Origin of the sequence: Arenibacter sp. 6A1 (assembly GCF_012272855.1) — a bacterium.
Classification (GTDB): domain Bacteria; phylum Bacteroidota; class Bacteroidia; order Flavobacteriales; family Flavobacteriaceae; genus Arenibacter.
In genome coordinates this window covers 1-22,847 of the sequence record NZ_JAAXCQ010000019.1, presented here as the reverse complement: position 1 = coordinate 22,847, position 22,847 = coordinate 1, and the positions used below count along the sequence as shown (strand labels likewise).

The following is a 22,847-nucleotide window of genomic DNA, read 5'->3' as shown; positions in this document are numbered from 1 at the left end:
GTTGGCCTTGGCTGCAGTCATTTTCAATTAGCAATAAGCAAGGTTTAAAATAGGGGATCGGTAATCGGGGGTGCTACCTTTAAACAAAGGCCCCAAATTCACCAATGGCCATGTGCAAATATTGAAGTGAGCTCATTTTCTAATGGTTACATTGAAAAATTGTTTCATTTCACATTGATCATGGACTTCCCTGATTAGGGTTGACTGGTTCCTGCGTTAGGGATCGCAGCGGCATCCCCGCTGCATGGCAAGGGATACAGCGAAGAGCCCGCCCGACGGAGGAGGGAACGCCCAAGATTAAATACTTATTGGTATAGTAATTATGACTATGGAACCGAAAATTGTAGCGTGTTTATGATGACACCTAAATATGAAGCATAAAAAAAGCCTTTTGATCTTCTGGTAAAGGAAACATCAAAAGGCTTACTAAGTGGTAATTAAAGGCTTATTTTTCGTCTTCGTTCTCTGTATTTTTTAATTTCATGGACTCACCGATCATATTACTGGCGGTGAAAGAGGCCACCATATTGTTTAACATATCGCTTCCCGCCTGTGGAGAATTGGGCAATAGGATTAAATTGGTGTTGGTTGCCTCGCCTATAGACTGTAGGGTATCGTAGTGCTGTGTTACCACGATCAGGGCAGAGGCTTCTTGGGAATTGATGCCTACTTTGTTCAGCACTTCTACGGATTCTTCTAGTCCTCGGGCAATTTCGCGGCGCTGGTCTGCAATACCTTGTCCTTGTAATCGTTTGCTTTCGGCCTCGGCCTTGGCTTTTTCTACAATTAAAATTCTAGCGGCATCCCCTTCGAATTGAGCGGCAATCTTTTCGCGTTCAGAGGCATTAATGCGGTTCATAGCTTCCTTAACCTGGGCATCGGGATCGATATCGGTAACCAAGGTTTTGATAATATCGTAGCCATAGTCGAACATCGCTTGTTGCAGTTCTTTTTTAACGGCAATGGCAATATCGTCCTTCTTTACAAAAACATCATCTAATTTCATTTTGGGAACTTCGGCCCTAACCACATCAAAAACGTAGGAAGTGATCTGGTCGTGCGGATATTCTAATTGGTAAAAGGCCTCATATACCTTGTCTTTAAGGACAACATACTGTACGGACACCTTCAATTTTACAAAAACATCGTCTAAGGTTTTGGTCTCTACGATCACATCTAATTGCTGAATCTTTAGTCCAACCCGGGTAACCACCCGATCTATAATCGGAATTTTAAACTGTAAACCAGAAGTTCGAATGCTGTGGAATTTTCCAAAGCGTTCTATAATGGCGGCAGTTTGTTGTTTTACTGTAAATAGGGAAGACAAGAGCAGAATGACCCCTATAAATAATAGCGATAGTAAATAAAATGGATCCATAATTGTAAATTAGAATTAAGTACTGAATTTACAAAAGACTTTCTTAACGGCTAGGGGTTTGTGCCTTAATATTTTATTCTATGTGGTATAAAAAAAACTGGTAGGCTGTAAAGTGTATACCGCCTACCAGTTTATATAAAAGTATTAAAGTTTCTTTTGCCTGTTATTATAGGGCAGCGATAGCATTTTTTATTCTTTGTATACTATCTTCCTTCCCTATCATAGCAACGATATCGAAGATGTGAGGACCTTTCATATCTCCAACAATCACTAATCTAAGTGGTGGCATCACCTTCCCAAAAGAAAGTTCTTGTGCTGCGATCCACTCTTTTACAACCGTTTCTACATTGGCAGAACTAAAATCGGTGATGCCTTCCAAGACAACTACCAATTGTCCCATAATGTCCGCGGTATCTTCCTTCCACTGCTTTTTAACGGCTTTTTCGTTATAGGTATTTGGTGCAACATAAAAGTAGTCGCTTAAGTCCCATAAATCGGCTATAAAGCCTGCGCGTTCCTTAATTAAGGCGATCACTTGGGTCATATACGCCTCGGATGTACGGTCGTCGGCTATCGGTAAGTTCTTGGCTTCTAAAATCGGTTTGAAGGCCTCTGCGAGGGAAGCATTGCTTTTTTCTTGCATATAGTGCTGATTATACCATTTGGTCTTATCTGGGTCGAAGCGAGCTCCTGATTTGTTTACCCTTTCTATACTGAAGATATCAGTGAGTTCTTCTAGGCTGAAAATTTCCTGCTCCGTACCAGGGTTCCATCCCAAAAGGGCCAAAAAGTTAACAACGGCTTCAGGGAAATACCCTTCTTCGCGGTACCCTTTGGCATCTTTCCAAGAAAGTGGAAATACTGGAAATCCTAATTTCTCCCCGTCCCTTTTACTCAATTTACCCTTGCCTACGGGTTTCATAATTAAAGGTAAATGGGCAAATTCTGGAGCCTCCCAGTCAAAAGCACTGTAAAGCAGTTGGTGCAATGCCATAGAAGGAAGCCATTCTTCACCCCTGATAACATGGGTAATTTCCATAAGGTGATCGTCGACAATATTAGCTAGGTGATAGGTAGGCATTCCGTCGCTTTTAAACAATACTTTGTCGTCCAAAATATTGGTGTCTATATGTATACTACCCCTAATAAGGTCTTTTAGATGTAATTTTTGGTCTTGTGGCGATTTAAACCTGATGACGTATGCTTCGCCAGAAGCCAATTTTTCCTGGGTTTCTTCCTTACTTAAGGAAAGGGAGTTGGACAGCTGTAAGCGATTGTGCCAATTATAGATAAAAGTCTTGCCGTTGACCTCGTATTCCTTTCTGTTCTCATCTAAGGCTTCTGCAGTGTCAAAGGCGTAATAGGCATGTCCTTTCTCGATCAGTATGTCCGCATATTTTTTATATAGATCCTTGCGTTCACTTTGTCTATAAGGACCAAATCCGGCTTCTTTTCCTGGACCTTCGTCGTACGGAATATTACACCAGTTTAGGGCATCTATAATATATTGTTCCGCTCCTTCTACATAGCGATTTTGGTCGGTATCTTCTATTCTAAGGATAAAATCTCCTCCGTGTTTTTTAGCAAAGAGATAATTAAATAGGGCGGTTCGAACGCCACCGATGTGCAGCGCTCCGGTTGGGCTGGGTGCAAAACGAACACGTACTTTCTTACTCATAGACTTTAATTTTGTACGCAAAGATAGTGCAAGCCCCGTAACTCCCAAAGAGGATACAAGATATACTCGGTATGTTGTGGTTTTTTAAAAGGGTAGGGAAGGAGTGGTGCTAGGAACAAAAATCGATTGTTTTTTAGAGAGAGTAAAAAAAGGGATGCTCGCCTTAGCTTCTATCTAGCTGCGAATAGCTGCTTTTTAACAGTATTTTGATGTAAATCTTTGTACTATGCTGTAACTTGGTGTAAAATAATTATTGTTTTGACTACATACCATAACATCTTAAAAAAGCTAAATGCCTTTACGACTAAATACTATACCAAAATATTGGTAAAGGGTGGATTGCTTTTTATTGCCTTTGGCGTGCTTTTTATGTTGGTAATTTTAGGGGTGGAGTACTTCTTATGGTTGGGCTCTACCGGCCGACTGCTTTTGCTGCTTATATTTCTTGGGGTAGAAGGTTTTCTGTTGTTTAAACTGGTGCTGACCCCATTATTCTATTTGTTTAAAATTAAAAGAGGATTAAGCGATAAAGAGGCCTCTCTACTGATAGGGAAACATTTTCCTGAAGTAGATGATAAGTTGTACAATTTATTGGACCTGGCAGAAAATACCGAACAGTCCGATTTATTATTGGCCAGTATAGAGCAACGAGCCAATAATTTGGCCCCGATTCCTTTTTCCAAGGCCATTCAGATTAAAGATAGTTTTAAAAATGCTAAATACCTTTTGGTACCCTTTGTTCTTTTGTTGTTGATGTGGGTGTCTGGGGATATTGTTTCCTATTTTGATTCTTATAAACGCGTAGTCAATTACGACATGGCCTATGCACCTCCAGCACCTTTTGAGTTTAGGCTGTTATCCGATAGCCTGGAAGTCTATGAAACCAAAGAGTATATTTTATCGGTTACGACGGTTGGAAATATAAAACCAGAAAATGTATCCTTGGTTATGGGAAATAGGGAAGTGGTGCTGCAAAAGGAAAAGGATGTTTTTAAATATGTGATGACGCCTCCTTTTGAAAGCCTTGATTTTTACTTTAAAGCAAATGGTATAAAATCGCAAGAATACCAACTAAAGGTATTAAAGGTGCCCTCTATAGAAGACTTTAGGATGGTCTTGCAATATCCTAGATATTTGGAGAAGCGCAACGACACTTTGCTGAGCACGGGAAATGCGACTTTTCCTGAAGGGACCGAGGTAAAATGGGCTATCCGTGGAGAAAATACCGAGCGGATTAACTTAAGGACAGCCGATAGTACTGTTGCTTTTAACAAAAACGGAAAAGTATTCAGCTATGCAAAAAAGGTCTATTCCGATATGGATTATGAGGTGGTCACCTCTAATGAGAACGTTCGGTATTATGAATCTCTTGGCTTTCGGTTTTCAGTGCTCAAAGATGCTTTTCCAAGGATAAAAGTAAAGGAAGTGCTCGATTCCTTGCAACCAAATATCCGGTACTATATAGGAGAATCTACCGATGATTATAAAATTAGTAGTCTCAGCTTGGTTTGCTATCCAGATACCAATAAAGATGCCCAACAACGGTTAGAATTGGGTAAACCAAATAAGAATTATGAGCAGTTTTACTACACTTTTCCGGCTGGTTTGAGCTTAAAAGAGGGGGAATTGTATTCTTTTTATTTTGAAGTTAAAGATAATGATCAGCTACACGGTGGTAAAACTGCTAAGAGTCAAGTCTTTAGAATGAAAGTACTAGATAGTAGTGAGTTACAGAATAGGGCATTGGCAGTACGGCAAGATATTATTGATAAAATGGATCATACCTTGGATAACTTTAAACAACAAGATGCTGCCCTAAAAGAAATGGAGAAGGAACAAAAAGAAAAAAGTCAGCTTGGGTTTAATGATAAAAACAAGGTTCGAGATTTTCTTCGGAAGCAGGAAGAACAGGAAAATTTAATGCAAAAATTTAGCAAGGAATTAAAGGATAACCTGGAGAAAGCAGGGCGGGATGCCAAGTTAAATAAATTGTTACAGGAGCGTTTGGAACGTCAAGAAAAGGAGGCTCAGAAAAATGAAAAACTACTGGAAGAGCTTAAGAAAATTGCCGATAAGATTTCCAAGGAAGAACTTACCCAGCGTTTGGAGGAATTAGGGAAGAAACAGAAAAACAGGGAACGTAATTTAGAGCAGTTGCTAGAACTGACCAAACGGTATTATGTAAGTGAAAAGGCACTACAAATATCCAAAGATTTGGAAAAATTGGCGGAAGAGCAACAGCTATTATCCGAAAAAACACTGTTCGAAAAACTAAGGGATGAACGACAAAAGAGATTGAACGAAAAGTTCGATGCCCTTAGCAAGGAAATGGAAGAACTTAAAAAAGACAACCAAAGTTTACAAAAACCGATGCCCTTGGGATTTGAAAAGGAGAAGGAGGAAGGGGTGAAGAAGGACATGAAAGAAGCCTTGGATGAATTGGAGAAATTAGGGGACAAAGCACCTGATAGTTCTCCAGATGCTACCAATTCTTCTGCAGACAAGATTACCAAAAAACAACAATCCGCTGCTCAGAAAATGAAGGAAATGAGCAAGGGGATGCAGGAATCTGCCTCGGGAAGCGGAGGCGAAACCCTGGCCGAGGATGCCGAAATGTTGCGACAGATCTTGGACAATCTAATCACCTTTTCCTTTAAGCAAGAACTGTTGTATAACGGTTTGGGACGCTCGGACAGGGAAAGTAGTTTCTTTATGGGCAAACTGAAGGAGCAACAGGAATTACGGGAACTGTTTGTACATGTAGATGATAGTCTTTTTGCCCTCTCTTTAAGACAGGCGGAAATCGCTGAATTCGTGAACGAACAAATCACCGAAGTGTATTACAATACCGATAGGGCATTGGAAAGTATGGCCGATAGTCAAATGTTCGAAGGGGGTTCTTTTCAAAAATACGTGTTGAATGCGGCCAATAGTTTGTCCGATTTCTTGGCGAATATGCTAGATAATATGCAGGACAATCTGAAAGCTGGCTCTGGGAAAGGACAAGGGGCCGGAGATATGCAGTTGCCAGATATCATAAAAAGTCAGGAAGAATTAAAAGAAAAGATGTCTCAAATGGGGCAGGGGAGCAATCCAAAGCCCGGGGGAAATGGCACCCAGGGCAAGGGAGAATCGGAGAAAGAAGGAGGGTCTGGGGAAAATGGCAAAGGAAACAATGATGGAAAAGAAGGGCAGGAAAAGGGTAAAAATGGCAAAAACGGGAAGCCTCCCGGAGGTGCTGGAACGGGCGAAATGGGCGATGAACAATTAGGGGAACTGTATGAAATTTATAAGGAGCAACAGCGAATTCGTGAGGCTTTTGAAAAGCAATTAAAGGACCTGATCAATAATGACGAACGTCAATTAGGGGAGAAAATATTAAAACAAATGGAAGATTTTCAGAACAGTCTTTTAGAAAACGGGCTCACCCCAAAAACCATGAACAAAATGGGGCAATTGAACTACGAACTGCTAAAAATGGAAAATGCTGCCCAGCGCCAAGGGCAAAAGAAGGAACGAGAAAGCACTACAAACACCAAAAGCTTTCAGAATCCGCTACTTACCAAACCCTCATTCCTAGAGAATTATCGTCAGGAAATAGAAATTTTAAATAGACAAGCATTACCTTTGCAGCAACATTTTCAAAATAAGGTAAAGGAATATTTTAAGACAGATGATTGATTTTCATTACGAGTGCGAGTTTAGTATCCCTAACAAGGAGCAATATGCGGATTGGTTGACCCAAATAGTGGCTTCGGAAAACAGTTCTTGTGGGCCCTTGGAGTACATTTTTTGCGATGACGAATACCTCTTGAAAATTAATCAGGAGTATCTAGATCACGACACCTATACCGATATCATTACCTTTCAGTACAGCGAGGGCAGCAGTATTTCTGGGGACATTTTTATCTCCGTGGAAAGGGTGCGGGAGAACGCTAAGGAATACGGGGTCGATTTTGATCAGGAGTTGTTGAGGGTTATGGCCCATGGGGTGCTGCATCTTTTGGGGTATAAGGATAAAAGCGAGCAGGAGGCCGCTTTGATGAGAGAAAAAGAAAACGAAAAAATTAAATTGTTCCACGTGGAACATTAGAGATTATGTTTGATACACAGTACGACGTTATAGTAGTTGGTGGCGGACATGCCGGAGCCGAGGCGGCGGCAGCTGCTGCGAATATGGGTTCTAGCACCTTGTTGGTGACCATGAACCTGCAGAATATAGGACAGATGTCCTGTAACCCGGCCATGGGCGGAATTGCCAAAGGACAGATCGTTCGAGAGATCGATGCTCTGGGCGGTTACAGCGGTATTATTACCGATAAAAGTGCCATTCAGTTTAAAATGCTGAACAAAAGCAAAGGGCCTGCCATGTGGAGTCCACGTGCCCAAAGCGATAGAATGCGCTTTGCAGAAGAATGGAGAATAGCATTGGAAAACACCCCGAATTGTGATTTCTACCAGGATATGGTTTCCGGGCTGATCATAGAAAACGATCGGGTAGCGGGGGTGGTTACCTCCCTTGGTCTGCGAATAAGATCCAAGTCGGTTGTCCTTACCAATGGTACCTTCTTAAACGGGCTTATCCATATTGGCGACAAGCAGTTTGGCGGGGGTAGGGCCGGAGAAAAGGCCGCAACCGGAATCACGGAACAGCTAACATCTTTAGGGTTCGAAAGTGGAAGAATGAAGACGGGAACGCCTCCTAGAGTAGATGGAAGATCGCTAGATTATTCGGTGATGATACCACAGCCAGGAGATGTTGTGCCCGAGAAATTCTCCTATATGGATACCAAGGCCCTGACACATCAGCGCGATTGCCATATGTCGCATACCTCTGCTTTGGTGCACGATTTGTTGCGCGAAGGCTTTGATAGGTCCCCTATGTTCAACGGTAGAATTAAGAGTTTAGGGCCTAGATATTGTCCTTCTATAGAAGATAAGATCAACCGTTTTGCGGACAAGGATAGCCATCAGCTTTTTGTAGAACCAGAGGGATGGAATACGGTGGAAGTTTATGTAAACGGCTTCTCTACTTCCTTGCCCGAAGATGTGCAGTTTAAAGCATTGAGGTCTGTTCGTGGATTCGAAAACGTCAAGTTCTTTAGACCTGGATACGCCATAGAATACGACTACTTTCCACCTACACAATTGAAGCATACCCTGGAGACCAAATCTATAGAGAACCTGTTTTTTGCGGGACAGATTAATGGTACCACAGGATATGAAGAGGCCGCTTCCCAAGGGTTGATGGCAGGTATAAATGCCCACCTAAAAGTGCACGAAAAAGATCCTTTTGTGCTACAAAGAGACGAGGCGTATATTGGTGTTTTGATAGATGATCTGATTACAAAAGGTACCGAAGAGCCGTATAGAATGTTTACTTCTAGGGCAGAATACCGTACCCTTTTACGTCAGGATAACGCCGACTTAAGATTAACACCAAAGAGTTTTGAAATTGGATTGGCCACTAAAGAACGCTTGGAAAGAATGGAGGAGAAGGAGGCAAAATCCGAATCTTTCGTGAATTTCTTTAGGGAAACCAGTTTTAAACCGGACGAAATAAATCCGATTTTAGAGAGTGTGGAGTCTTCTACAGTGAAGCAACCGGACAAGTTATTTAAGGTTTTTTCCAGGCCAAGGGTAACCATGGATCACATGATGCAGTTAGACTCGGTATCCTCTTTTGTGAAGGAAAATGAACTGAACAGAGAGGTGATGGAGCAGGCAGAAATTCAGGTAAAATACTCGGGTTATATCGCCAAGGAAAAGAACAATGCGGACAAGCTTCAGCGCTTGGAGAATATCAAAATCCCTGAGGATTTTGATTACACCAAACTTAAGTCCCTGTCGTTCGAAGCGCGCGAAAAACTGCAGAGCATACGTCCGGTGAGTATTTCACAGGCGTCCAGAATAAGCGGAGTATCTCCTAGCGATATCAGCGTTTTGTTGGTCTTTATGGGCCGATAATAAGGAAGGAGGCGTAGAGCATTTTACAATGTTCCACGTGGAACATTGCTGAAACAACATATGGTGTTCGGTGCTTTTTAAAGCCCGATAAGACCACTTTAATAAGAAGGGTGTTTACTTTTAAAAGGAAGTAAATGCCCTTTTTTACGGCTTGGTTTTTGTGGGGATATTTCCATTGGAAACGGTGCGGAAGAAGAGGGGATGGCGACCTTTTTCAAACGGGTATTTCGCTCTTTGTTGATGGGCGATTTTAAGCTGCCATTATAAAATGAGCACGACCGATAGCCGGTCCAAAACAGGGCCAAGGATATGCGAATGACATAGGGCCGATAAAAAAACAAATAGGAACTACCTATGAAAAGAATACTGCTAGTTTTATTGATAGGGGGTCTGTGTTTTTCCTGTATCCCTTTGCGGATTGCCCCGAGGATAGAAGACTATAAAATTAGCCAAGGGAAGAAATTTAAACGTGGCTTGCCCAAGCGGCAGTTGTTTTTATTCCAAGATCCAAAAGAGGCTACTGCATTTTATAATTTTGTCAATTCCAAGTTTCAACTAGGGGACGAAAATGTGATGGACGACGTTCCATTTACCATTGCTCAAGATCAATATTTCTTTTCCTTTTATGAAATTCAGATTCCGACCAAGCATATAAATTTCTTTCCCTTGCTGTTCGATTCCTTCTTTAACGCAGCCCTAAATATCCAAGAGGGGGAAGAAAGGGATCCGGAAGAAATTAGGAAGGATAATTACTATATCGGGATAGAAGTCTACAGCGATTTTGAAGAAGATTGCCTGCTTGAAAATTCGCTTTCAAGAACTGTCGTTTTAAAGTATCTTCGTAATCTGAAGAACGAATATTTAGTCACGCAGCAGAACCATGAAGTTTTATTTAAACAGTGAAGATTATACCCTAACGGGAGAACAGTTTCAATTAATGCACGATCTGGAAAAGGACATGCTGGTGACGGAACCCCAACCAGAAAACCTGGCCAAGTATTACGAGAGCCAAGATTATATTTCCCATACCGATGCCAAGAACAATTGGTTCGAAAAAATGTACCAGGCCGTCAAAGGGTACAACCTAGATCGCAAGCTTGCCCTCATTACTTCTTATGCCGGCGATAAGAAATCGGTCTTGGATGTAGGGGCGGGGACGGGCGATTTTTTGGCCCTGGCAACAAAACACGGCTGGGAGACAGACGGAGTAGAGCCTAGCGATCTGGCAAAAGCGAAAGCCGCAGAAAAAGGATTGACACTCTATAGCGAGCTAGGGGCGTTGCCCGGGAAAAAATACGAACTCATCACCCTTTGGCATGTGTTGGAGCATTTGCCCAACTTGGAAGAACAGATTCAACAATTGGTCGGGCTCCTTTCCGAGACCGGTACCTTGGTAATCGCCGTGCCCAATTTTAAATCCTATGATGCGGCCCACTATAAAAAATATTGGGCGGCCTATGATGTGCCCAGACACCTTTGGCATTTTTCTAGACAAAGTATACGGCAACTTTTTTCTGCCCAAGGAATGGAAGTGGTAAAAACCAAGCCCATGATATTCGACGCCTTTTATGTTTCCTTGCTTTCTGAAAAATACAAGTCGGGAAAACAAAACCCGATCAAGGCATTTTTGGTCGGACTCTGGTCTAATCTGTCCGCTATGCGCACCAAAGAGTATTCTTCCCTTATATATGTCCTAAAAAGGAGCTAAAACGCATTTTAAGCCCTTTTGCGCGATTTTCTACTAAGGGGAGATATAGGAATATTAAAAAATTGAGATTCCGCTTAAAACAAGTGTATTAAAAGGCCGATCTTTATACCTAAGGCTTATGGAACCATGGGGTTACCATAGGTTTTTGTTATAATAGTTTCAGGGCTGTTTTTGAGGGGTGCCCTTCATTTGGAATGCAGCAACCAAAAAATTAAAAGGATGAAGGATTGCCAATAATTTTTCCAGTTATTAAAAAACCTTTTCTATTTTTGATAAAATTTATAAATAAAGTTAAAATGAAAAAAATAGTTTTGGTAATGGCCCTAATCGGTTTCGCATCGTGCCAACAAGAAAAAATAGGTTTTGTAGATAATGTGAAGTTGATGGAATCCTATAAGGAGAAATTAGATATCGAAGCCAGGTTTAAAACGAAGTCGGAAGCTTTTGGAAAAAAGAGGGATAGTATCTCACAGGCGTTTCAGTTAGAGGCACAGGATTTTCAGGGCAGGGCAGAAAAAATGTCTCAAGCCAAAGCTCAAGAAGAATACGGAAAGTTGCAACAACGCAGTCAGATAATAGGGCAGCAATTGCAGCAAGAAGAGCAGCAGTTACAAATGCAGGGCCAGGTAGAAATGGATAGCTTGGTAAGCAATGTAAAAAGAGAAATCAAGGCCTACGGAAAAGCAAACGGATACTCGTTTATTTTGAGCGGGGGCGAAGGCGGTAGTGTTCTTTACGGAACGGACGCCAATGATGTAACCGATGCGGTCGTGAAAATATTAAACGAAAATTACAAGAAGTAAAACGTAATTTTTTCTAAATACTAAAGTCCCGATAACCTGGTTGTCGGGACTTTTTTTTTGTAGTAACAAGAGCTGTAAATTGTACGGTTATTTTTGGGGCGTTCCCTAAGGGAGCGCTTTTTAAGTGGACGAATTAGCAATTGGATAAAAGAGAAGAGAGAAGAGAGAAGAGAGAAGAGAGAAAAGAGAAAAGAGAGGACCGCTTTGGAAATGCAACGACTTGCATTTGTAGTAAGGGGCTAAATCAATGTACAATAAGCAATAAGCAATTGGAAGAAAGAAAAGAGAAGAGAGAATAGACTGTATAACTATGAATTGGAGTGCTGAAACAGAGAAAGCCAATTTCAATAAACAAAGATTTCAGTTATAAGGTTATCTTGTTATCGAGGTAATAACAATACCCCCATATTCACCAATAACCATGTACAAATATTGAAGTGAGCTCATTTTCTAATGGTAACATTAAAAAGTTGTTTCCTTGATAATTGTTTATTGAATGTCGCGTTAAGGACCGCGGCGGCATCCCCGCAGCATCGCAAGGGATATAGCCAAGGGCCTGACCCGCTAGGGGAACGCCCAAATTATTTTCAAGGAACTATGGACAAATAATCAATAGACAAGGAGCAATGGAAAAATCCTTCTTTAATCAGTTGCCCGATGCTATGAGCTATAAAGTCCTGGGGCACAAAATACCTGTCCATTGTACCGCAGCATCTTTAGCCTTGTTGCCACTAGGGAGTCCGCGAAAAGGTTTACGTTTTATAAAATTATTCGCATAAAAAACAGGCTTTGTCAAACTACCTTTTTGGTAACTCAACAAAGCCTGTCTTACGCTTTTTGCAAAACCTAGGGAAAGGGTTTAGATAATAAAGATATGCTCTTTAATTGCAACTTAAAATAGTCGCCTTCCCGGCCTGCGAATGGTTCTTAGTGTATTATTGCAATAGGAACACTAAAAATATAGCGGGGATAAAATAAACGGCAATGGTTTTGGCGCCTTCATAATCCTTGGCCAAGCGCTGCCCGAACAATAACATCAATAAAGTTAGGCAAGAAATGACCGCCCCGGAAAATGCCAAAGTATTCTCGCCCTGAATGGCAATCTGGAAAAATCCAAGGATACAAAGCACTCCGGCAAATATTTCGGTAACCAGTACAATGGCCAATAATGCAGGCACTATGTTTTTAACCGGCGTCTGGGAAAAATGCCCTTTTAACCATGTTATATTGCCCTTCCAATCCAAGGTTTTATCAATGGCGCTTTGGGCAAAAGTTATAAATAGGAAAAGTAATAAAAGCAATTCCGTGGCGTAGTTGTACAAATATTCCATAAGCTTCAATTATTTGGTTTTAGGTTATATTATACTGCTTTTTTATGTAGGAGGCGGGTGAGCTTAATGGAGAGGTCCATTAAAATGATCTTAGAATTCCCGTTGCGCTCAATATGGTAAATGGCATCTTCCAATTCCTGAACGATGGGCAGAATATTATTGCCGTGCACAAAGGGGGCAAATTTCTCGATCTGGAACCCTTCCACATGTATTTGCATATAGGCCAGGGATTCCGTATTGTAGTTGATCAATAGGGCTTGGCGCATTACGGACAGGCAGTATTTCAAGAATTTCTTTTGGGTTTCCCTACCTGTTTTGGCAACCACTTCGCTCCAGCCAATTAGGTCGTGTATGGCCGCTTTGTTTCCCTTGGCCTTAAAGGCACTTCGCACCCATTGTACAAACCATTTTTCGAACACCTTATCCTCCGATTCGTTGTTCATAAAATCGAGGGCCTTGTTAAAGTTGCCATTGGCTTCATGGGCAACCCCCAAGGCATCCTGTCTGCTCATTCCTTTTTCGGTCAAGGCTTGGGCAATATCCTCCTCGGCCAGGGGAGGGAAGTGCAATACCTGACAGCGAGACCGGATGGTCTGTAATATCTGTTCCTCTTCTTCGGCAATTAGGATAAAGATAGTTTTGTGGGGAGGCTCTTCTATTAATTTTAAAAGCTTGTTGGCCGCACTGGTATTCATTTTATCGGCCATCCAAATAATCATTACCTTATACCCTCCTTCATAGGATTTTAAGGTTAATTTTTTTACGATGTCGTGGGCCTCATCTACCCCTATCAATCCTTGTTTGTTCTCTATTCCTATTGTTTTATACCAATCGAAAAGGTTGCCGTAGGGTTGTTCCTGAACAAACTGTCGCCATTCTTGTATAAACAGGTCGCTTACGGGGTGACTCTTTACTTTTTCGGAATTGGCAACCGGAAAAACAAAATGCAGGTCGGGATGCGACAAGGCATTGACCTTTACATTGCAAGCTTGATTGCCATTATCGTTTTCACCCCCCGTATTTCCACAGAGAATGTATTGCGCATAACTGATGGCCAATGGCAGGGTTCCGCAACCTTCGGGACCAACAAAAAGCTGGGCATGTGGTATACGGCCGGCATCGGTACTGGAAGTCAAATGATTTTTAATATGGGAAAGCCCTAAAATATCCTTAAATAGCATGCTTCAAATATAGCGGTTTTAATAATTATGAAATGAGCAAGACCGAAAAATTGTGGCAACTATGAATTCAGTTATGCGAATTAGATACCTGTACTGAGCGCAGCCGAAGAATGACCGTTAAAAACAAGAAATACCTGCCTATTAAAAGTAATTTCTTATTTTTTAATGAAGGTTTACTAAAGGAATGTCTAAATAATTGACAAAGTGGCTTTACACCCATCTCATAAATCTTTACATTTGCGTTTCTCTAAAAATCAATATTATATATGAAAACCATCAACGATTTTAATTTTAAAGGTAAGAAGGCATTAATCCGAGTAGATTTCAATGTTCCTTTGGATGCAGATTTTAACGTAACGGACGATAATAGGATTGAAGCTGCCAAGCCTACTATAATTAAAGTGTTAGAAGATGGCGGTAGTGCCGTACTGATGAGCCATTTGGGTAGGCCAAAAGGCCAGGTGAATGCGGATATGTCCTTAAAACACCTTTGTGACAAGGTATCTGAAGTACTAGGGGTAACCGTAAAATTTGTTGCTGATTGTGTAGGTGCAGAAGCCGAAAAAGCAGTTGCGGAATTGAAAACCGGGGAAGTATTGTTGTTAGAAAACCTACGGTTCCATGCCGAGGAAGAAAAAGGAGATAAGGCTTTTGCAGAACAATTGTCAAAATTAGGCGATATTTATGTAAACGATGCCTTTGGAACAGCGCACAGAGCTCATGCTTCTACAACGATCATTGCCCAGTTTTTTGAAGATAAAAAGTGTTTTGGATTCTTATTGGCCAAAGAAATAGAAGCTATCGAAAAAATTATGCGTACTGGCGAAAAACCGGTGACCGCTATTTTAGGAGGTTCTAAAGTATCTTCAAAAATTACCATTATAGAAAACATATTGGACAAGGTAGACCACCTGATCATCGGTGGGGGAATGACCTATACTTTTATCAAGGCACAAGGAGGAAAAGTAGGAAACTCTATTTGTGAGGACGATAAAATGGAGCTTGCTTTGGATATCCTAAAACAGGCAGCTGCAAAAGGTGTACAGGTGCATATTCCTGTAGATGTAATCGCTGCTGACGACTTTAACAACAATGCCAAGACCCAGGTCGTAGATGTAACCACTATTCCTGAAGGTTGGGAAGGTTTGGATGCCGGTCCTAAAACATTGGAAATTTTCAAGGAAGTAATCCTAAAGTCCAAAACCATTTTATGGAACGGACCAGTAGGTGTTTTTGAAATGGAAAGCTTTGCCAAAGGTACCATTGCCATTGGTGACTATATCGTAGAAGCTACCGAAAAAGGCGCTTTTTCATTAGTTGGTGGGGGAGACTCTGTCGCGGCAGTAAAACAATTCGGATTCGAAGACAAGGTGAGCTATGTATCTACCGGTGGTGGTGCAATGTTAGAGAGCCTTGAAGGGAAAGTTCTTCCTGGTATTGCTGCAATTTTAGATTAATTACAGCCTTTTTTAGGGGTGAGTTTATAGGATAGCCAAAAATCGCTGCGCTTTTTTAAAATATATTTTATAATTTAAAAAAAGGAACGGTTTTTGGCTACTCCAATTTTAAAAGTATTAGAGTTATGAGGGGATATAAATATATGTTGCTGGGTATGATGGCGTTGGGTTTTATTGGGAGCTCCATGGCCCAGGAAAAAGATGCCGTTCCAAAGAACAAGCGTACGATTGCAAAGGTGAAGCCTGTTGAAATCGACACCTTGGAAATGGATATGGAAGGGGGAGAGCTGATGGAAGAAATGGAATCTAAGGAGGAGCTTTCTGACGACCCTATGGTAATTCTAAAGGGACAAACCTCTTATGACCTAAAAGACCATGTCCGGGCGGCAGCCTATGATAGCCTTTGGATGAAAGAACTGTACGAGAGCGCTTCTTTATTCGATATCATCTATGAGGACATTAGGACCATGGAGGTAGATTCTACCTACTACTTAAGTGTCCATACCGATAGCCTAAAGGCCCGTTTAAAGGCACTGAACCAAAAAACACCTTTCAATATCAGTTACAACCCTTCTTTGGAGAACGTAATCAATATGTTCCTGACCCGCAGAAGGGGCCTAATGGAACGCATGCTCAAGGTCAGTCAGTTCTATTTTCCGATGTTCGAACAGGAACTGGACAACCAGGATGTGCCATTGGAACTTAAATATTTAGCCATTGTAGAATCGGCCTTAAACCCAAAAGCCCGTTCTAGGGTAGGGGCAACCGGACTTTGGCAATTTATGTATCCCACCGGGAAAATGTTCGATTTAAATGTGAGCAGTTATGTCGATGAAAGGAGCGACCCTATCAAATCGACCCAAGCGGCGAGTTTGTACCTTAAAAAATTATACGGAGTTTTTGAAGACTGGGATTTGGTCCTAGCGGCCTATAACTCAGGACCGGGAAATGTCAACAAAGCCATCAGAAGATCTGGCGGATATAAAAATTATTGGAACATCAGAAGAAACCTGCCTAGGGAAACCGCAGGGTATGTGCCCGCTTTTTTAGCGACCATGTATATTTTTGAATATGCCGAAGAACACGGATTTACAAGAAATCCGGTTGAGCGCCCTTATTTTGAGACCGATACTATTCATGTAAAAAGCACCATTACTTTCGATCAGATTTCGGATTTGGTCAATGTAAGTGTCGAAGAATTGGAACTGTTGAATCCGTCCTATAAATTAAAGATTATTCCTTATGTCAAGGGTAAAAACTACGCCCTTCGTTTGCCTGTCGATGCCATGGGAAAATTTGTGACCAATGAGGAGGCCATTTATGCTTTTGTACAAAATGAATTGAAGGCAAAGGAGAAACCATTGCCTCAAATAGTGCAGGCCGAAGATCAGATACGGTACAGGGTTAAGAGTGGCGATTTCCTAGGAAAAATTGCCGGCCGTTATGGGGTTAGTATCAGCCAGATAAAAACGTGGAACGGTCTAAGAAGTAATAATCTAAGAATAGGACAGCGATTAACGATCTATCCTAAAACCAATGGAGCGGTAGTAAACAACAGTGGAAAATCGACCTCCTCCGCAGGCTATAAGGTACATACGGTGCGAAATGGAGACTCCTTGTGGACCATCTCAAAAAAATATCCTGGAATTTCTATCGATAATTTACGAAAATGGAACGGTATTAGTGGTAACAACATCAAACCGGGTACAAAATTAAAATTGTGCGATTGTTCCTCGTAATTAAAAACTACTATGAAAATAAAATTTACGCTGTTATTGTTGGTCTTTGTGACCCTTGTTTCTTGTGATAACAAAGAGAAGAAAAAGTATTTGCCAGAATCTATCGGTGCCATTAATTCTTTGGCCGTAGTGATGGATAACCAGTTGTGGGAAGGAGAAGTAGGCGATAAGGTACGAGAGCATTTTGCGGCCCCTGTTCTGGGGCTTTCTTGGGAAGAGCCTCTTTTTACCATCAATCAGATGCCTTCCAAAGTATTTTCCGGAACTATTATCAACACAAGATCGGTCTTGTACATCTCCAAGGATACTTTGAATTTGGCCCATATTAAGAGCGACCTTTATGCAAGGCCGCAAAAAGTAGGGGTGATCAAAGGAGCTACCGAAGAAGAAATCATGAAAAATTTGGATGCCAAATCCGATGAAATTATCGAGGCCTTTAAATCCGTCGAAATCCAAGAAGCCCAAAAGCGTTTTTTAAAGTCCCTTAACAAGGAAAATGTATTAGAGAAAAAATTTGGGATCAACCTATCGATTCCTTCTATTTATAAGGTGGGGAAAGAAGAGGACAACTTTGTTTGGATAGACAGGCAGATCCAAAAAGGAACCATGAACATTATTGCGTATTCTGTACCCGGAAATCAGTTTAAAAGCGATTCTACTTTGGTAAAAGATATCGTAAGGATGCGCGATTCTATTGGTCAATTATATATTCCCGGACCCGATGTTCCTGGAAAAACTACCTATATGATGACAGAAAAGGCCTTTGCCCCTTATGTTTTTCCTGCCGAGATCGGCGGAAGAAAAGCGGCCGAGGTAAAAGGAATATGGGAAATTAACGGCTATCCTATGGCCGGACCTTTCCTGACCTATATTGTGAACGACGAAAAGAACGACCGCAAGATCGTGATAGAAGGATTTACCTTTGCCCCGGCTACCGAGAAAAGGGATTTTATGTTCGAACTCGAAGCAATTCTAAGAACACTACGCTTTACCGATGATATAAAATAGGTAAGATAATCTATAACACTTTACTTGTATGGCGCCCCATGGGCGCCATACTTGTTTTTAGGCCGTTTTAAGGCGTGATTATATGTTCGGCAATATTCTTTGTGGCAGGGAAGAAATATACGCGTTAAAACTCCCAAATCAGCCCCGTTGCCATCTGGGGTAACAGTTGTAAATACGGTTCCGTTAGGGCACAAGCGAATTCCCACCAAGTCCTAGAACAAAGCGCTATTAAATTCGTTCATGGCTTTCCAGTGTTTTTAAAAGGAGAATCCGGTAAAGACTCTAAACAAGAAAGCGTATATAACAAGGGCGATTAAACAGAAACAAAAAATGGAAAAGGCCTTAAAATACTGTTTGAGGATAATATGTCCTAGATTTTTAAAAGCTTCCAAATAAATTTCTTTAATGAGTAAAACTTTTTTCATATTGCTGCGTTTTAAGGGATTATACTTTAATCTATAGAGAATTAATAGGGCATGAAAATAAATTGGTTGATGGGAGTATAAGGTCGGCCAATAGGAGGGGGTGATGGCATTTAACCTTGTTTTATGAAGATGCTTGCCAAGGCTGTTCCTAAATAAAATAAGGATAGTCTTGTTTAGATTTTTACTACTTGGCGTACTTACAGCTGCCGAATTGTAGTGCCTTTTCTCGGCAGTGAATGACGGTCGAATCTTATAGACACAACAATGGCTCCCGATCTCTTATTTTTTCAGTGTTACCAATCAAATCCACGTTATAATAGCCGCCTTTATTGGTAGTGCGTTCCAAGGACTGGCCAATGATCAAATGTGCCAAGTTCACCATATTTCGCAATTCGCAAAGCGGCGGACTCATTTTAGAGTGGTTGTATAAGGTGGTTGCTTCTTGGTATATCTTCGCCAATTGTGCCTCGGCTTTCTTCAATTGTTCTTGGCTTCTTACGATCCCGACGGAGGTTCGCATTAAGGCTTGTAGTGCCTTTAATTGTTGCTCGATGGCATTTTGATCATCGGGGAAAGGATTGCCATTGTCCTTCCAAGGAGGTAGGGAGAGAGGGGAGGGCTGCAGTGGGTTCGCCTTGTGATAGAGAAAACTATTATGGGCATATACCAAGGCTTCCAATATAGAGTTCGATGCCAATCTGTTGGCGCCGTGCAAGCCGGTCCTAGTACATTCCCCACAGGCAAATAAATTGCGGATAGAAGTTTTGCCGTGCCTGTCTACCTTAATTCCGCCACAGAGGTAATGTGCTGCAGGCACTACCGGGATCATGTCTTTTTCAAGGGCATAACCGGCCTCTAGGCACCTTTTATAAATATTGGGAAAGTGCTTTTTAAAGCCTGTCATTTCTAAATGGCTAACGTCTAGAAAAACGTGGGTATCCCCAGATTTTTTTAATTCACGATCGATGTTCTGTGCTACGATGTCCCTAGAGGCCAGTTCTGCTTTGGGGTGGTATTTTGGCATAAACCTTTCGCCTTTCCCGTTGCGCAAAAAGGCTCCAAATCCTCTTACGGCTTCCGAAATCAAGAAGGCCGGACCTTCTTTGCCTTCGTATAGGGCAGTGGGGTGAAACTGAATGAATTCCATGTCTTCAATATCTGCTTTGGCCCTGTAGGCCATAGCAATACCATCGCCTGTGGCCACCAATGGGTTGGTGGTATGCCCATATAGCCGGCCCATTCCTCCGGTAGCCAATAGGGTACTCGCTGCTTTTATGGGGAATACATGGCCACTTTTCTCGTCCATCACATAGGCGCCATAGCAGCTTGTAGGGGAGGAATCGGTGGTATTGAAATGATGTTCGGTAATCAGATCGACGGTGAAATGATAGGGTAGGATTGCTATGTTTGGCAATAGGGCTATCCGTTTCAGAAGCGCTCTTTCTATTTCAAAACCGGTGACATCCTTATGATGTACCACTCGGTATTCCGAATGCCCACCTTCTTTGCCTAAATTGAGCTTGCCCGATGTATCACGATCAAAATTGGCGCCCCACCGGATCAGCTCCGCCAATCGCAATGGCCCTTCTTTTACGACCATAGCAACGATTTCGGGATCGCATAGGCCATCTCCGGCGGTTAAGGTATCCTGAATATGGTTCTGATAGGAATCTTCTTTTAAATCCGATACTACGGCCACTCCGCCCTGGGCGTATTTGGTATTCGACTCGCCTTTTGCTGCCTTGGTGACTATGGTTACCTTTTTATGGGGGAATTCCGTGGCCATTTTAATGGCAAAGGTGAGTCCGGCTACCCCGGAACCAATAACAAGAGTATGGGTTTCCATAGGCTTATTTTGATTGTTCCAACATTCTTTGAATGGGCAGTAGGGCGGGGCCCATGACGGCTTCGGGGAGCTTTATTTCCGGGGCTCCGTGGCGCAGGCAATCGTAAATTTTCTCCAGGGTATTTACTTTCATAAAGGCACATTCGCTACAGGCACAGCTGTTATCATCTTTGGCGGGAGCCGGAATCAGCAAGGTATTTGGTACTGCCTCTTGCATCTTGTGCAAAATTCCGGCCTCGGTGGCCACTATATAGTCGTTTTCGGGATATTTTTTGACGTATTCGATCAATTGGGCCGTAGACCCAATAAAATTAGCAATGGTTAACAGGTGTTCGTCCGATTCTGGGTGGACGATTATTTTGGCCTTTGGATATTCCCGGTATAGGGTCAGTAATTTGTCGATCGAAAAGGCTTCGTGTACTTCACAGGCACCATCCCAAAGCAATAGTTCGCGCCTCGTTTTTCGGGCGACGTATTTGCCTAGATTTCTGTCCGGGGCAAAAATTATGGGCCGGTCTTTTGGAATAGCATCTACAATCTGTACCGCATTGGAAGAGGTGCAGACCACATCGCTCATCGCCTTTATTTCTGCCGAGCAGTTGATATAGGTAACCACATAATGATCGGGATGTTGTTCTTTGAACTTTTTGAAAGAGACGGGGGGACAAGAGTCTGCCAAGGAACAGCCCGCTTTTAGGTCGGGTAGAAGCACGGTTTTGGTGGGATTCAGGATTTTTGCGGTTTCTGCCATAAAATGGACCCCTGCAAAGACAATAATGTCGGCATCGGTATCGGCTGCTTTTTGGGAAAGCCCCAAGCTGTCGCCCACATAATCGGCGATTTCCTGAATTTCTGGACGTTGGTAATAATGGGCCAGAATGATGGCGTTCTTTTCTTGTTTTAACCTGGTGATTTTGTTCTTGAGATCCATACCCCTTAAAGAATTTTTGAAAGGCGCAAAGTAGTGGCATTAGAAGGCTAAAAAAATGACAAAAGTCATATTAAAGGATAAAAAAGTCCTTTAATATAACTTAGGAAAGAATGTTATTTGGTGGGGGTATGGTGCACTATATATTTTCAATTTATTTGACTTGTTTAAAACGTTGGTCAAATTTCAAAGGTTTTTTAGAAACAACTGTAATTTTTTTAGAATCAGCGTGATTTGGGTTTATTAGATAATTAAATTCAGGCATTACAATGCTACTGGGTACTTTTAAAACGGCAGCTTCATTGCCAGCCACAAAATCATCACCAATAAATTGTGTTTCAAGAATTGGAGGATTTGAATACCAATTTTCAGGTAAGTCTTTATTTTTTAATTCTAATATTTCTATATCATCAGGGATATCAATCTCCACATAATAGCGATCTGTAGGTAAATCTTCGTTTAGATCAAGATGTACTGAAACCTCCAAAGTGGCTAAGGCCCTTGACTCTGAGGTGTATACTAAAAATGTATTATGACTGTTCCACCTGAAACCATTGGAGCGAGCAGCTCCAAGGCCTTTTAAGGTGGTTTCAAGATATTTTTTTCTTTCTATTCTAAAGACCCTCATTACGCTAAGTTTCCGTATTCGAGTCTATTTAAACTATTTCTAACTTCTTGGATTCCTGTTAAGGAGTCGAATAGACTTATTGGCGTAGCTCCGCCTAATGAAATATTGGGCTTTTGTAACCAACGGTGAAATTTTTCTTTTTCATCATTGAAAACGTCTAGACCAAATTCTAACAATTCTGTTAAGACTAAAATTATCTCACTATCTCTCCCGCTTAATAGATGGTTATCTCGCTTTCTTTTATTGTACGTGGTTTGGGGCATATCCAATAAATGCAAAAGCTGTTTGATAGATAAATTTGACTTATCGCTTATAAATTCAATAGATTCATAGGGTAATCCTGCTCTTATAAGGGAAACTCTGTCCATTTTGCTACTCCAAGCATAGGTGTTTCCGGGAGTCTTAATAGACCATTTTTGGTCCTTTTTATTTCTAACCGCTCTTGCACGCTGGATACTTTTTTTTGGATCAAAAGATTTGCTTTCTGATTTTTGGTCTTTAACCTCCATAACAATCAATTTACTGTTAAGATACAGCAAATTTACTGTAATAACAATATTCTGATTAAAAATTAGTGCTAAGTCCTAATGACAATAGAACTGATTTATGAACTTCCATGATGAGAGTTGACCGTTTTGTACTTCCCTGATTAGCGTTGACCGGTTTTAGATATTAATTTCATTATTAAAGATAACGAGTTTTTCTCTTTGATCAGGGTTTAATAAGGATACTTTGCCACTATATGAGGTAGGGGCCATTCTTCCTATATT

18 protein-coding genes are annotated in these 22,847 nt (G+C 41.4%); 9 read left to right on the top strand and 9 right to left on the bottom strand.

Features of this window, described 5'->3' with window-relative positions:
• Positions 1 to 445: 445 nt before the first annotated feature.
• Positions 446 to 1,378 carry an SPFH domain-containing protein gene (locus tag HCG49_RS15235; RefSeq protein ID WP_168470388.1) on the bottom strand — a complete coding sequence of 311 codons (933 nt, stop codon included), beginning with the start codon at positions 1,376 to 1,378 and terminating at the stop codon, positions 446 to 448.
• A 166-nt stretch (positions 1,379 to 1,544) separates the two neighbouring features.
• Complete coding sequence (gltX, locus tag HCG49_RS15230; protein ID WP_168470387.1) at positions 1,545 to 3,056, bottom strand: glutamate--tRNA ligase; 1,512 nt, start codon at positions 3,054 to 3,056, stop codon at positions 1,545 to 1,547.
• Positions 3,057 to 3,314: 258 nt separating this feature from the next.
• On the opposite strand from gltX, the gene HCG49_RS15225 reads away from it, so the two are divergent.
• The 6 genes from HCG49_RS15225 (at position 3,315) to HCG49_RS15200 (ending at position 11,534) form a co-directional block, all read left to right on the top strand.
• The gene (locus tag HCG49_RS15225; RefSeq protein ID WP_168470386.1) at positions 3,315 to 6,737 is read left to right on the top strand and encodes a hypothetical protein; all 3,423 of its coding nucleotides are present in this window, start codon (positions 3,315 to 3,317) and stop codon (positions 6,735 to 6,737) included.
• The gene (gene ybeY, locus HCG49_RS15220; protein ID WP_168470385.1) at positions 6,730 to 7,149 is read left to right on the top strand and encodes an rRNA maturation RNase YbeY; all 420 of its coding nucleotides are present in this window, start codon (positions 6,730 to 6,732) and stop codon (positions 7,147 to 7,149) included. The genes HCG49_RS15225 and ybeY overlap by 8 nt, the downstream gene beginning before the upstream one ends.
• Positions 7,150 to 7,154: 5 nt before the next feature.
• Positions 7,155 to 9,023, top strand: a complete 1,869-nt coding sequence (gene mnmG / locus HCG49_RS15215) for a tRNA uridine-5-carboxymethylaminomethyl(34) synthesis enzyme MnmG (protein ID WP_168470384.1) — start codon at positions 7,155 to 7,157, stop codon at positions 9,021 to 9,023.
• A gap of 354 nt (positions 9,024 to 9,377) precedes the next feature.
• Positions 9,378 to 9,926, top strand: a complete 549-nt coding sequence (locus tag HCG49_RS15210; RefSeq protein WP_168470383.1) for a hypothetical protein — start codon at positions 9,378 to 9,380, stop codon at positions 9,924 to 9,926.
• The gene (locus HCG49_RS15205; protein ID WP_168470382.1) at positions 9,904 to 10,731 is read left to right on the top strand and encodes a class I SAM-dependent methyltransferase; all 828 of its coding nucleotides are present in this window, start codon (positions 9,904 to 9,906) and stop codon (positions 10,729 to 10,731) included. The genes HCG49_RS15210 and HCG49_RS15205 overlap by 23 nt, the downstream gene beginning before the upstream one ends.
• A 296-nt stretch (positions 10,732 to 11,027) precedes the next feature.
• Complete coding sequence (locus HCG49_RS15200) at positions 11,028 to 11,534, top strand: OmpH family outer membrane protein (protein WP_168470381.1); 507 nt, start codon at positions 11,028 to 11,030, stop codon at positions 11,532 to 11,534.
• A gap of 935 nt (positions 11,535 to 12,469) precedes the next feature.
• On the opposite strand, the gene HCG49_RS15195 is transcribed toward HCG49_RS15200, so the two are convergent.
• Both HCG49_RS15195 and holB read right to left on the bottom strand, forming a co-directional pair.
• A complete protein-coding gene (locus HCG49_RS15195) occupies positions 12,470 to 12,865 on the bottom strand; it encodes a DoxX family protein (protein ID WP_168470380.1) in 396 nt (131 codons plus the stop codon).
• Between the two features lie 29 nt (positions 12,866 to 12,894).
• Positions 12,895 to 14,046, bottom strand: coding sequence for a DNA polymerase III subunit delta' (gene holB / locus HCG49_RS15190; protein WP_168470379.1), 1,152 nt, complete (start codon positions 14,044 to 14,046; stop codon positions 12,895 to 12,897).
• A gap of 266 nt (positions 14,047 to 14,312) precedes the next feature.
• Here holB and HCG49_RS15185 point away from each other — a divergent pair, with 266 nt between their 5' ends.
• The 3 genes from HCG49_RS15185 (at position 14,313) to HCG49_RS15175 (ending at position 18,250) form a co-directional block, all read left to right on the top strand.
• Positions 14,313 to 15,503 (top strand): phosphoglycerate kinase, encoded by a 1,191-nt coding sequence (locus HCG49_RS15185; RefSeq protein ID WP_168470378.1) that lies wholly within the window; start codon positions 14,313 to 14,315, stop codon positions 15,501 to 15,503.
• A 125-nt stretch (positions 15,504 to 15,628) separates the two neighbouring features.
• Positions 15,629 to 17,242 carry a lytic transglycosylase domain-containing protein gene (locus HCG49_RS15180; RefSeq protein ID WP_240938719.1) on the top strand — a complete coding sequence of 538 codons (1,614 nt, stop codon included), beginning with the start codon at positions 15,629 to 15,631 and terminating at the stop codon, positions 17,240 to 17,242.
• A 12-nt stretch (positions 17,243 to 17,254) separates the two neighbouring features.
• Positions 17,255 to 18,250 (top strand): DUF4837 family protein, encoded by a 996-nt coding sequence (locus HCG49_RS15175; protein ID WP_168470377.1) that lies wholly within the window; start codon positions 17,255 to 17,257, stop codon positions 18,248 to 18,250.
• 257 nt (positions 18,251 to 18,507) lie between these two features.
• Here HCG49_RS15175 and HCG49_RS18765 read toward each other — a convergent pair whose 3' ends face one another.
• From HCG49_RS18765 to HCG49_RS15155, 5 genes are all read right to left on the bottom strand, one after another.
• Entirely contained in the window at positions 18,508 to 18,675 is a 168-nt protein-coding gene (locus HCG49_RS18765; RefSeq protein ID WP_317167508.1) for a DUF6747 family protein, read from the bottom strand.
• 250 nt (positions 18,676 to 18,925) lie between these two features.
• Positions 18,926 to 20,521, bottom strand: coding sequence for an L-aspartate oxidase (gene nadB / locus HCG49_RS15170; RefSeq protein WP_168470376.1), 1,596 nt, complete (start codon positions 20,519 to 20,521; stop codon positions 18,926 to 18,928).
• A gap of 4 nt (positions 20,522 to 20,525) precedes the next feature.
• Positions 20,526 to 21,452, bottom strand: coding sequence for a quinolinate synthase NadA (gene nadA, locus HCG49_RS15165; RefSeq protein ID WP_168470375.1), 927 nt, complete (start codon positions 21,450 to 21,452; stop codon positions 20,526 to 20,528).
• Between the two features lie 151 nt (positions 21,453 to 21,603).
• On the bottom strand, positions 21,604 to 22,077 hold the full coding sequence (locus tag HCG49_RS15160) for an RES family NAD+ phosphorylase (RefSeq protein ID WP_168470374.1): 474 nt from the start codon (positions 22,075 to 22,077) through the stop codon (positions 21,604 to 21,606).
• Positions 22,077 to 22,586 (bottom strand): antitoxin Xre/MbcA/ParS toxin-binding domain-containing protein, encoded by a 510-nt coding sequence (locus HCG49_RS15155; RefSeq protein ID WP_168470373.1) that lies wholly within the window; start codon positions 22,584 to 22,586, stop codon positions 22,077 to 22,079. The genes HCG49_RS15160 and HCG49_RS15155 overlap by 1 nt, the downstream gene beginning before the upstream one ends.
• Positions 22,587 to 22,847 lie beyond the last annotated feature (261 nt).